General features: G+C 45.7%; 11 protein-coding genes and 1 pseudogene. 10 read left to right on the top strand and 2 right to left on the bottom strand.

The genetic code is table 11. The annotated features are described in order from the left end of the window. The first annotated feature begins 176 nt into the window (after positions 1-176). The 7 genes from MNV_RS08750 (at position 177) to dnaK (ending at position 7,653) form a co-directional block, all read left to right on the top strand. Complete coding sequence (locus MNV_RS08750) at positions 177-851, top strand: ABC transporter ATP-binding protein (RefSeq protein WP_257000004.1); 675 nt, start codon at positions 177-179, stop codon at positions 849-851. Then, positions 799-1,593 (top strand): ABC transporter permease, encoded by a 795-nt coding sequence (locus tag MNV_RS08745; protein ID WP_096205287.1) that lies wholly within the window; start codon positions 799-801, stop codon positions 1,591-1,593. Before MNV_RS08750 ends, MNV_RS08745 begins: the two co-directional genes overlap by 53 nt. A gap of 75 nt (positions 1,594-1,668) precedes the next feature. After that, entirely contained in the window at positions 1,669-2,442 is a 774-nt protein-coding gene (locus MNV_RS08740) for a methyltransferase domain-containing protein (protein ID WP_096205292.1), read from the top strand. Between the two features lie 22 nt (positions 2,443-2,464). Then, positions 2,465-3,169, top strand: coding sequence for a class I SAM-dependent methyltransferase (locus MNV_RS08735; RefSeq protein WP_179293886.1), 705 nt, complete (start codon positions 2,465-2,467; stop codon positions 3,167-3,169). Between the two features lie 214 nt (positions 3,170-3,383). Continuing rightward, on the top strand, positions 3,384-5,027 hold the full coding sequence (thsA, locus tag MNV_RS08730; protein WP_096205283.1) for a thermosome subunit alpha: 1,644 nt from the start codon (positions 3,384-3,386) through the stop codon (positions 5,025-5,027). A 116-nt stretch (positions 5,028-5,143) separates the two neighbouring features. Beyond that, positions 5,144-5,785, top strand: coding sequence for a nucleotide exchange factor GrpE (gene grpE / locus MNV_RS08725; protein WP_096205281.1), 642 nt, complete (start codon positions 5,144-5,146; stop codon positions 5,783-5,785). Beyond that, entirely contained in the window at positions 5,785-7,653 is a 1,869-nt protein-coding gene (gene dnaK, locus MNV_RS08720; RefSeq protein ID WP_096205279.1) for a molecular chaperone DnaK, read from the top strand. Before grpE ends, dnaK begins: the two co-directional genes overlap by 1 nt. A 49-nt stretch (positions 7,654-7,702) precedes the next feature. On the opposite strand, the gene MNV_RS08715 is transcribed toward dnaK, so the two are convergent. Next, on the bottom strand, positions 7,703-8,875 hold the full coding sequence (locus MNV_RS08715) for a redox-regulated ATPase YchF (RefSeq protein ID WP_096205277.1): 1,173 nt from the start codon (positions 8,873-8,875) through the stop codon (positions 7,703-7,705). 88 nt (positions 8,876-8,963) lie between these two features. Here MNV_RS08715 and MNV_RS08710 point away from each other — a divergent pair, with 88 nt between their 5' ends. The 3 genes from MNV_RS08710 to MNV_RS08700 are packed head-to-tail and all read left to right on the top strand — an operon-like array spanning position 8,964 to position 10,414. After that, positions 8,964-9,224, top strand: coding sequence for an AbrB/MazE/SpoVT family DNA-binding domain-containing protein (locus MNV_RS08710; RefSeq protein ID WP_096205275.1), 261 nt, complete (start codon positions 8,964-8,966; stop codon positions 9,222-9,224). Further along, positions 9,221-9,673: a type II toxin-antitoxin system VapC family toxin gene (locus tag MNV_RS08705; protein ID WP_096205273.1), complete on the top strand. Its 453-nt coding sequence runs from the start codon at positions 9,221-9,223 to the stop codon at positions 9,671-9,673. Before MNV_RS08710 ends, MNV_RS08705 begins: the two co-directional genes overlap by 4 nt. 27 nt (positions 9,674-9,700) lie before the next feature. Beyond that, on the top strand, positions 9,701-10,414 hold the full coding sequence (locus MNV_RS08700) for an RNA methyltransferase (RefSeq protein WP_306453633.1): 714 nt from the start codon (positions 9,701-9,703) through the stop codon (positions 10,412-10,414). A 458-nt stretch (positions 10,415-10,872) separates the two neighbouring features. On the opposite strand, the pseudogene MNV_RS20180 reads toward MNV_RS08700, so the two are convergent. Beyond that, a pseudogene (locus MNV_RS20180) lies at positions 10,873-11,019 on the bottom strand (ATP-binding protein); the annotation flags it as partial. Positions 11,020-11,158: the final 139 nt, after the last annotated feature.

Here is an 11,158-nt window from a genome sequence, read left to right as displayed (position 1 = left end):
GAGCATGAGACTTATGACGGTACAACTCCCATAAAGATATTATAAATATCACATAAAAAAATTGAAAGACGGAAACCGTACACCGAGGAAGCAGGGTATATCTCCTATCCACCGAAGACCGGACAGAACCCTGGATGACATTATTTATATCCGAACAACCTGTTTTATATTATTTGATGACTCCACTCCATCTTGAGCTAAAAAATGTGTCCAAATCAATCTTACGCAAGATAAACAATGGCAAGGTCAGGACGCAGGTCATATCCAGCCTCGACCTGGAAGTGCATAGTGGAGAACTTATCACGGTTATGGGTCCCTCAGGCTCCGGGAAATCCACGCTTCTGCGGCTGATTAACAGGCTGTCGGAGCCCGATTCGGGTATTATCCTGCTCAATGGCAAAGATACCAGGGATTATAACCCCCTGGAATTAAGAAGAAAAATCGGCATGGTATTCCAGGTACCCGTCGTGTTCCGGGGAAGCGTTCGGGATAACATTGGTTTGGGCATGAAATTGTGGGGCAGTTACACAGATACCGGAGTTCTTGCACGGGATACAGGCATACCAGAAGCCTTACTGGATGCCGACGCCCTGCAGCTCTCGGTCGGGGAAAAACAGAGGGTATGCATAGCAAGGGCGCTTGCGAACCAGCCCGAAGTGCTGCTGCTGGATGAGCCGACTTCCTCGCTGGATGCGGTTACGGCTGAAAAAATAGAGGGGCTGCTGCTGGGCATGTGCAGGGAACGGAACCTTACCATGCTCTGGGTCACACATGACCGGGAACAGGCAAAGAGAATAGATGGAAGAAAGTTTGCGCTCAGGGACGGCAGGCTGGAGGAAGCCCGTGTCTGAAGTCCCTGCTCTTGCCCTATCAGTTGCGCTTGTTATACTGACCGCAGCCTATGCGCGGAGGCTCGGCATAGGGAAGGAAATTTCCATTTCCGGAGCCAGGGCGATGGTACAGGTACTGATCCTTGCTTCTGTCATACTCCTGTTATTCGAGCTGCCTCTTTACTGGAGTTTCCTTGTACTTCTTGTAATGGCTATCATGGCAGGGCACACCTCGTATTCAAGATCAGGCAAGCTTGGAAAGACACTGCCTGTAGCTATCGTCTCAATAGCCGTTGCATCATTGATATTGCTCATCCCCTTTTTCCTGCTTGGTGTTTTCCCTTTCGAAGCCAGGTACCTGGTACCTACTGGCAGTATACTTATAGGCAATGCCATGAACGTGAGTTCACTGTCTATAGACAGGTACAGGGGCGAGATAAGGAACAGGCGGGCGGAAATCGAAGCATACCTTGCCCTTGGCGCGCCACCCGGGCTTGCGGCGGCTGACTCTCTCAGGCAGGGTCTCCTCTCCGGGTTGATACCTTCGATCGATAATATGAAAAACCTTGGCCTGGTATGGATACCGGGCGTCATGACAGGCATGTTGCTCAGTGGTGCTGACCCGCTTGAGGCAGCCTCCATACAGATAGCCATATTCACCGCGATCTTAGCTGCAAATATGATGGCTGCAAGCCTGCTGCTCCAATATTCCACAGACAGCTTTTTCACGAAGGCTGCCCAATTGCGGGAAGACCTGGATTAGCGTTAATGTCCGGATATCTGTCGGAGTGAAAGTGATAAACATTTCATGCCGGATAGAATGAGAGATGGTGTAAGCATGTACAAATGGAATGCAAAAGATTACCACAAAAGTTCCGCTGAACAACAAAAATGGGCACGGGAACTTATACTGAAACTCGCTCTCAAGGGAAATGAGAGAGTTTTGGATATCGGATGCGGCGATGGCAAGGTTACTGCTGAGATCGCGGAAAAATTACCAGATGGTTCAGTTTTGGGTATCGATAATTCTATAGAAATGATCAGTTTCGCATGGGATAATTTTTCGATATACCCGAATCTTGCTTTTCAACTGGTGGATGCAAGAAATATGAATTTTATTAGCGAATTTGATGTTGTCTTTTCTACCACTGCTCTTCATTGGGTCATTGACCATCTGCCAGTCCTCCGGGGGATTAAAAGGAGCCTGAAGCCGGGTGGGAGGGTTTTGCTTCAGATGGCTGGTAAGGGGAACGCTGCCGAAATCCTGGAAGTCCTGGAAACAATTGTATATAGCAAAAAATGGCATGGATACTTTACTGATTTTGCTTTTCCCTGGGCATTTTATGGAAAAGATGAATACAATGTCTGGCCCAAAGATGTTGCGCTTAAGGCGAAACGGGTCGAATTAGTACCAAAGGATATGATCCAGAAAGGGAAGGAAGGGCTGTCGGGATGGATCCGTGCGACCTGGCTTCCATATATCCAGAGGGTGCCCGAAGGACGGCGCGATGAATTTATTGGAGAGATAGTGGAAAGATACATTGAAAATTATCCGCCGGATAATGAGGGTTTTATTCATGTCCAGATGATAAGACTGGAAGTTGAAATTTGACATGACTTTAAAAGGTGGAAAGATGAAGTCGAATGTAAAATGGCAATATAATGAAACAGTGCAAGTTGGTACAGATTATCAGGATACTTCAAATGTTCAGGCATATGACGAGCAGATGGCAAAATTTAGAGATTTTAAAAAAGAATCAACTGATATAATTAATGCCATATGCCTGGAGAGAGAACACTCATTGCTTGAAATTGGTACAGGAACGGGTAATTTTGCAATTGAAGCAGCAAGGTATTGTAATAACGTTTATGCTATCGATGTTTCATCAACAATGATAGCTTATGCAAAACAAAAAGCACAGGCAATGGGGATCAGTAATGTCGCATTTATTCAGGCTGGTTTTTTAAGCTATGAGCATAACGGACCCTCTTTAGATATGATTGTCTCAAATCTTGCATTGCATCATTTGCCGGACTTCTGGAAAATGATTGCTTTAAAAAGAATTTATCAGTTGCTTAAGAATGGCGGTACCTTTTATTTAGGTGATGTCATTTTTTCATTCCCGATTGAAGAATATAACCATAAAATCGACAACTGGATTGATACCATGAAAGAAAAAATGGGGATAAATTTTGCAAAGGAAGCCGAAATGCATATTAAGGACGAATTTTCAACATTCGATTGGGTTATAGAGGAAATGCTCCATAAATCAGGATTTAAATTTGATATTCGTCATAAAGATGATTTTTTTGCAGTTTATTACTGCAAGAAGAACTAAGCCATAAATATATGGAAAAAATATGAATATGAAAACATGAACACTGTTCGCCAACCCTGCGCTCACTTCTCAATCTTGCCCCTCGGTTCGGATAACAGGAGGATATGCTGTTCGCCCAAAATGCTCCACAGCTTCGGAAATGCCCGAATCTCGATAAATTATTTATAGAACCACAAACACTTAGAATCATCTTTAAGTTCGGAGGTAATTCATTATGGCAGGTCAACTATCTGGACAGCCTATTATTATATTAGACAAAGATAAGACACGTACCCAGGGAAAAGAAGCACTCGGATTCAACATCACGGCAGCAAAAGCAATAGCAGATGCAGTAAGGACCACTCTCGGTCCGAAAGGCATGGACAAGATGCTCGTGAACCCGGTCGGGGACATGGTGATCACGAACGATGGCGCGACCATCCTGCAGGAGATGGACATAAAACATCCCGCTGCAAAAATGATGGTGGAAATCGCCCGCACCCAGGAAGATAAGGCAGGCGACGGCACTACGAGTGCGGTCGTTCTTGCAGGAGAGCTCCTGAACAAAGCGAAAACGCTGGTTGAACAGAATGTCCATCCAACGAGCATAACAAGAGGTTACAGCCTTGCCTCGGTAAAAGCGCTTGAGATCCTTGAGGATATGGCTATCGATGCTTCAGAAGACGTGCTGGAGAATATCGCAAGGACGGCGCTCACAGGAAAAAGCGCAGACCTTGCCCTGGATTCGCTCGTCCAGTTGTGCGTAAAGACCGCGCAGTCTATCAAAGATGGCGGCAGGGTGAACGTGAAGGAAAATATCAATATCATCCACCAGCGCGGCGGCAGTATCAAAGATACAAAATTCGTTCACGGGGTCGTGATCGATAAAGCAAGGGCACATAAGAACATGCCAAAAAAAGTAAAGAACGCTAGGATCGCGGTGCTGGATACGGGGATCGAGGTTGAGAAAACGCAGATCACTTCAAAAGTCCAGATAACATCCCCGGAACTCCTCAAGGAAGCAAGGCTTGAAGAAACAAAGCTTGTGGATGAAAAAGTCGAAGCGCTCTTAAAAAGCGGAGCCAATGTCATATTCACAGAGAAAGGTATAGATGATATCGGGATGCACTGCCTTGCAAAGAGAGGTGTATTCGCGGTACGCAGATGTAAGGATGAAGAGATCAAAAAGATCGTAAAAGCGACCGGCGCCCGTGTTGTCTCAGTACTTGACGGGGTAGAAGAGGAAGACCTCGGCAGGGCTGATATAGTCGAAGAGCGCGGTCTGGGCAACTACAAGATGGTCTACATCGAGGGATGCGAGAACCCCAAGGCTGTGTCCATTCTGATATACAGCGGCGCAGAGCATGTGGCAGATGAGATAGAGCGCGCCCTGGACGATGCGCTGCGCGTGGTCGGGGATGTGATAGAGGACGGCAAGATAGTAGCCGGAGGCGGCGCACCTGAGGTTGAGCTTGCCATAAAGCTTCGGAAGTACGCCACCACGCTTTCAGGCAGGGAGCAGCTTGCTGTTATGGCTTATGCAGATGCGCTTGAGGAGATACCCAAAGGTATCGCCGAAAATGCAGGTCTTGATGCGATCGATGCACTCGTGGATCTCAGGAACATGCACAGCAAAGGCATCAGCACAGCAGGATTGAACGTATTCACAGGAAAAGCTGAGGATATGCTCCGGTTAGGGGTCATCGAGCCGCTGCGCGTAAAGACGCAGATAATAAAATCCGCAACAGATGCTGCGAATATGATCATGCGAATCGATGATATCCTGATGGCGAAGGAAACCGGCATGATGGATGTCAATCCAGAGCACACCGCGGACTTTTACAATGGGATACAGGCACCGCCTGTTGAGGAAGACTAACATTAAATAAGATAAGCTATAACATAATAATTTGAAAGTGGTATGACAGGTGCGAGGTGTTAGTAATCCTTTAACGTCTAAATATTTGATTTTTAAATTAATTATGGTGTTGTCGTATGGTCAGCAATAAAGAAGGCAAAGAAGGAAAAAAGGTTGACGTTGAAGAAAGCGAACCTTCCGAACCAGAGGAAATAGAAGAACCGGATCCTCATGAAAAAACCCTTATAAAAGAATTAGAGGATACGAAAAAGCAATTAGAGGAGACAGAGGAGACAAAAAAACAACTGGAAGAGACAAAAAAGCAGCATGCGGAGTGTAAAGACAGTTTTCTTCGCCTGAGCGCCGAGTTTGAAAATGTCAGGAAAAGGACACTGAAAGAAAAGGAAGAATTCGTAAAATACGCAAATGAGAAACTCATATTAGAACTGATAGACATAATGGAGAATCTTGAAAGGGGGTTGAAGAATGCAAAGAAGGCGGAAAACAAAGAAAAATTAATTGAGGGTATGGAGCTAATACATAAGCAATTCAAAAATGTTCTTGAGAAAAACGGTCTGACTCCAATCAAGGCACTGGGGGAAAGATTTGACCCTTATAAGCATGAGGCAATGATGCAGACGATTACCGATGAGTACGAAGACGGTACAATTCTTGAAGAGTTTGCAAGGGGTTACATGTTAAATAACAAGGTCATTCTTTATTCTAAAGTCAGAGTATCGAAAAGAAAAGAGGATAAAATAGAGAATGAGGTGAAATAATGGCAAAAATCATAGGTATAGATCTCGGAACGAGCAATTCCGCCGCAGCAGTAATGCTGGGAGGAAGACCAACTATAGTTCCAAGTGCTGAAGGTATTACCCAGTACGGGAAAGCCTTCCCCAGCTACGTGGCTTTTACAAAGACAGGCGAGCGGCTGGTAGGTGAACCTGCAAAGAGACAGGCGATCACGAATCCTGAGGGCACTGTCACTGCCTTTAAGAGGAAGATGGGTACAGACTACAAGTACAGGATATTCGGGAAAGATTATACGCCGCAGGAGCTTTCCGCTATCTTGCTGCAAAAAATAAAGCGCGACGCTGAGGCGTTTTTGGGTGATACTGTCGAGAAGGCTGTCATAACAGTGCCCGCTTATTTCAATGATAACCAGAGGCAGGCGACCAAGGATGCCGGCACTATCGCAGGTCTGGAGGTTGTGAGGATAATTAACGAACCTACAGCTGCATCCCTTGCTTACGGTTTAGATAAGGCGGAGAAAGAGCAGAAGATCATGGTATTTGATTTCGGAGGGGGCACGCTTGATGTCACGATAATGGAATTCGGGGGCGGCGTTTTTGAAGTAAAGGCCACCAGCGGCGATACTCAACTTGGCGGAACGGATATGGACAATAAGCTGGTAGATTATATCGTCGAGGAGTTCAGGAAGCAACAGAGTGTCGATGTACGCAATGACAAGGTCGCAATGCAGAGAATAAGGGATGCTGCTGAAAAGGCGAAAATTGAGCTTTCAACGACCCTTACCTCTGATATCAACCTGCCATTCCTGACTGCAGATGCATCGGGTCCAAAGCACCTGACCATGACGCTCACCAGAGCCAAGCTTGAGGAGATAGTCAGCAGTGTAGTGGAAAGATGCAAAGGTCCTTTGCGCCAGGCAATGTCGGATGCAAAATTAACGCCTAAAGACATTGATAAAGTGATTATGGTCGGCGGACCTACCAGAATGCCCATAGTCCAGAAATTCGTTGAGGATTATGTCGGCAAGAAAGTGGAAGGAGGCGTTGACCCGATGGAATGCGTGGCAATGGGTGCGGCAATCCAGGCAGGCGTTCTTGCGGGTGAAGTAAAAGATATCCTGCTGCTTGATGTTACTCCTCTCACTCTGGGCATTGAGACGCTCGGTCATGTTATGACACCGCTCATATCCAGAAATACCACTATCCCCACGCGGAAGAGCCAGATATTCTCGACTGCCGCAGATAGCCAGACGACCGTGGAGATACATGTACTCCAGGGAGAGAGGGCGATGGCATACGATAACGTGACACTCGGCAGGTTCAACCTCGTGGGCATACCGCCGGCACCGCGCGGCGTTCCGCAGATAGAAGTTACCTTTGATATTGACGCTAATGGGATACTCCATGTATCTGCGAAAGACCTCGGAACAGGTAAAGAACAGAAGATGACCATAACCGCGCCGCTGAAGATGTCCACACAGGATATCGATAAGAGGATAAAAGATGCAGAGAGATACGCTGAGGAAGATAAGAAGAGAAAAGAGAAAGTCGAGCTCCAGAACCAGGCTGATACGCTGATCTATACTACAGAGAAGACGCTGAAAGAACTGGGCGATAAGGTTTCCGCCGAACAGAGAGAAAAGGCAGAGAAGGCCGTTGAGAGATTAAAAGAAGCGATGAAAAGCGATGATGCGACAAGTATCCGTGCTGCTATTGAGGATCTCACGAAAGAGATGCATGCGATAAGCACCATACTGTACCAGCAGACGCAGCAACAACAGGCACAGCAGCAGGCGCAGCAGGAACAGGCTCAGCAGGGACCAACAGAAGGGGCAAAAGAAGAAAAAGTTACTGATGCCGAATATAAAGTAGTGGATGAAGATAAAAAGTAACAGCATCTCACATTAAGAGTCAAAAGGGGGTATAAATTTAAATATCCCCCTATTTCACCGCCACGATTTTCACGATATCCCCGTTCTTTAGCTCATGCTTTTCCCCAAGTCTCATCTTGGTGCGCGCATCCACAGCATACAGGAACCCCTTACCGATATCAGTATGTATCATAAATGCCAGGTCTTTCGGGGTGCTTCCTCTCTTCAAAAGGAAGGCATCGGGAAGCATGTTCCCCTTTTTGTCAGTGAACCTGTTCTCATCCTCAACAGGATAAACCACGATAAGATCCAGAAGCTTGAACACGGTCTCGTTAATACATTTCTGGATGCCAGTACCCCCGTACTTCTTCATGAGGGTGCGCATTTTGGCAAGCGCCTCTTTCTGCACCCCGGATAAGTTGGGTGATTCCACAAAGTCGGCATCCCCTGGTATGTATTTTATCGCCCCGGTTTTGTCGGCAAGGCGCAGCGCCACTTCTGCCGCAGCGCTTATGGGTATTGCACCGACCTTCGAGAGCCGCTCGATGTTCTCCTGCGATGCAACATCGATTTTATTTGCTGCGAATATGAGGGGTTTGCTCTCAGCCCTTAGCATATCTGATAATTCAATGATCTGCTCATCGGTCCACATATGAGGCTTATCGCGGGGAAGTTTCAGCCTGGTAAGCGCTGTTTTTACATGAGCTTCCGTTATCCCTGCACCCTCAAGCTGCCCTGCTATTGTTTCCTCAAGTTTTAACCCTTCAGCCTGCACTTTGCGCGACAGCCTCTCCCAGTTACGCTTCAGTATCCCGGACAGCCACATTGTTATCTCGTGCTCAAGGAACTTTATATCTTCGAGTGGGTTATGCGAACCCACAGGCACAGGCGCACCCTCGATATCCGTGCCGCCTGAGGCATCGATCACATGGATTATAGCCTTTGCCTGCCTTAAATTATCAAGAAATGCATTGCCAAGCCCGCGTCCTTTATGGGCGTCCGGGACAAGCCCTGCCACATCGATCATTCCTATCGGGACGAATCGCACGCCATCCCTGCAATTTCCGCAGTTGAGCTTTAATTCCCTGCACGGGCACGTAGTTCTTACGTATGCAACACCGTGGTTTGCATCTATGGTGGTGAAAGGGTAATTTGCGATCTCAACATTCGCCAACGTGGCGGCTTTAAAAAATGTTGATTTTCCGCAGTTCGGTTTTCCTGCAAGTGCTATTGAGACGGACATGCTTGTAATACTGTCATTGTGAACTTAACTCTTATTATATGTAAAAACATAGTAAGACATAAATAAGATTAGTGTCTTACATACTCTTATGACAACCGTAACAATTTCCAGCAAGGGCCAAATAGTAATCCCCAAAAAAATAAGGGAGATGCTCGGCTTAACGATGGGTAATAAGCTAAAAGTTTCTCAGGAGAACAAAAAGATAATCCTGGTAGCAGAGCCTGAGGTAAAACCCGCAGAATTGTTTGTCAGCGCCTCCCCGCATGCCGCGGACAGGGCCCTGGAAGCATCTCGTGGGGTTGACGAGGCAAAGATCAAGAAAATGCTTCATGAGCTGGGGATAAAATGATAGCAATAGATACTGGCGTCTGGATAGAATATATCAATATCCGAGGTGCCTTTCATCAACAGGCGAAAGCGATAGTTGATTCGGTTAACAGTGGAGAGGCTACCGCTGTTCTCACCCCGCTGACGCTGGCTGAAGTATATTATGTAGCAGAGAGAGTCTATCGTGAAGTGTACATGCCCCCGAGCTCCGAAGAGCATGCAAAGAAACTATATGATTTTGTTTACTATCATCCGCACGTAGATATAAAACCCCTGGAATACGAATTATGTCTCAAAGCCGCAACTATTAAATCCCGATATAATATTGCATTTTCAGATTGCTTTTTACTTGCCCTGTCGGAACAGGGGAATTCGACTGTTTTATTTAAGAACATAGAAAGCGAGATGAAACAAAACTTAAAAGAGTTGACCAAACATTATAATCTCAAATTCCTGGAAAACTATTCGTGATATTGCCAAAACATTTTGCCTGAAACTATGTTGCCCCTTACCTTTCGCATCGTTCTTGTTGAGCCGCTGCATAGCGGTAATGTCGGCTCGGTAGCTCGCGTGATGAAAAACTTCGGCTTTAGTGAGCTTGTCCTTTTGAATCCATGCGAACTCGATATGCGGGCGCGTGTAATGGCTGTGCATGCGTATGACATAATCGAGAATGCCAGGATTGAATTTTCCTTAAAAGACGCTCTGGTAGGTTCAAGTGTCATTATAGGTACTACCGGGCTTGCAGGGACGACCGAGAACGAACATATGAGGATGCCTGCCCTGGCTCCCCGAAAGATTAAGGAAAAACTTACCGGGAAAAGCGGGGTCGTATCGCTGCTGTTCGGAAGGGAAAGCGACGGACTTCGGAACGATGAGCTTGAGCTGTGCAGCATCCTGGTGAACATCCCTACAAGTCCCGATTATCCCAGTATGAACCTCTCTCATGCTGTTGCAGTCATCTTATATGAATTGAACGACATCACTGGCGGGGAAAATCACCTTGCCGACCATTTTGATATCGAGCTTTTATACGAACATATCGAAGAGGTGCTTGCAGATATTGAATATAAAGAACATAAATCGAATAAGACCCAGCTTATGCTTCAGAGAATACTCGGCAGGGCGGAATTGACAGGACGCGAGGTACAGACCCTTCGTGGAGTCCTGCGCCGCATACAATGGAAATTGAACCGAAATAAAGAACAATGAATTATAAAATATAGCTAAAAACAGCATCTTTAATTATGTTCCATGGTCAGTACTTCCGAAGGTAAAAATTAATTTTATGTCCGTTCTTACTGGAATATTTTGTAATCACCCAAAAAACCAGAAAGGACAGACATTTGAATTATTTAGTCACCTATTTACTTAAAGATACAGTACTTCCGAATAGTCCTACTTCCGAGTGAATGAGATATCAACCCAGTTTTAGAATGTATTGTCCCCTGGTAATATTTTAAGCGGTTGATATATGAAGTCATGACCATGAACACACAACCTATTGATATAATGGCCATGACCTCAGAGCTATTGAGTAGAACAAGCATAATAAAATTACCTGAAGTGTCAACGGCGGTGTAGAATTCCCCAATTATGGCGGTTTAATTTTCCCCACCCCCATAAAAGGTTTTCCCTCGACTTTCAAACATTTCATTAAAAAGTCAACTCTACTTCCGTGAGATTGTCAACCCATGTTTTTTGCGTTCTTTAAGCCTGTAGCTCTCGCCTTTTATGTTTATCGTAGTGCAGTGGTGGAGAATCCTGTCCAGAACCGCTGCCGCAATAACATGGTCATGGAATATCTCCCATTGTCCTAAAATACGATACTTAATATAGGATGAATAACATATCCTGGATATGTGATTATTATGGTTCGTCCAAGAGGAGAAATTAGTGTTGTATGCCAGAATGAGAAATGCCGTTTTTACTTAAAAGAAGAAGGTAAAGACATGA

The organism is Candidatus Methanoperedens nitratireducens (assembly GCF_900196725.1).
GTDB classification, from domain to species: Archaea; Halobacteriota; Methanosarcinia; order Methanosarcinales; family Methanoperedenaceae; genus Methanoperedens; species Methanoperedens nitroreducens_A.
Note: the sequence above shows the minus strand (reverse complement) of the source record. Positions and strands in the feature narration are given on the sequence as shown.

Excerpts from the sequence above, each read along its gene's own strand:
- MNV_RS08750 (WP_257000004.1), top strand. The coding sequence starts at position 177 with ATGACTCCACTCCATCTTGAGCTAAAAAATGTGTCCAAATCAATCTTA.
- MNV_RS08745 (WP_096205287.1), top strand. The coding sequence starts at position 799 with ATGGAAGAAAGTTTGCGCTCAGGGACGGCAGGCTGGAGGAAGCCCGTG.
- MNV_RS08740 (WP_096205292.1), top strand. The coding sequence starts at position 1,669 with ATGTACAAATGGAATGCAAAAGATTACCACAAAAGTTCCGCTGAACAA.
- MNV_RS08735 (WP_179293886.1), top strand. The coding sequence starts at position 2,465 with ATGAAGTCGAATGTAAAATGGCAATATAATGAAACAGTGCAAGTTGGT.
- thsA (WP_096205283.1), top strand. The coding sequence starts at position 3,384 with ATGGCAGGTCAACTATCTGGACAGCCTATTATTATATTAGACAAAGAT.
- grpE (WP_096205281.1), top strand. The coding sequence starts at position 5,144 with ATGGTCAGCAATAAAGAAGGCAAAGAAGGAAAAAAGGTTGACGTTGAA.
- dnaK (WP_096205279.1), top strand. The coding sequence starts at position 5,785 with ATGGCAAAAATCATAGGTATAGATCTCGGAACGAGCAATTCCGCCGCA.
- MNV_RS08715 (WP_096205277.1), bottom strand. The coding sequence starts at position 8,875 with ATGTCCGTCTCAATAGCACTTGCAGGAAAACCGAACTGCGGAAAATCA.
- MNV_RS08710 (WP_096205275.1), top strand. The coding sequence starts at position 8,964 with ATGACAACCGTAACAATTTCCAGCAAGGGCCAAATAGTAATCCCCAAA.
- MNV_RS08705 (WP_096205273.1), top strand. The coding sequence starts at position 9,221 with ATGATAGCAATAGATACTGGCGTCTGGATAGAATATATCAATATCCGA.
- MNV_RS08700 (WP_306453633.1), top strand. The coding sequence starts at position 9,701 with ATGTTGCCCCTTACCTTTCGCATCGTTCTTGTTGAGCCGCTGCATAGC.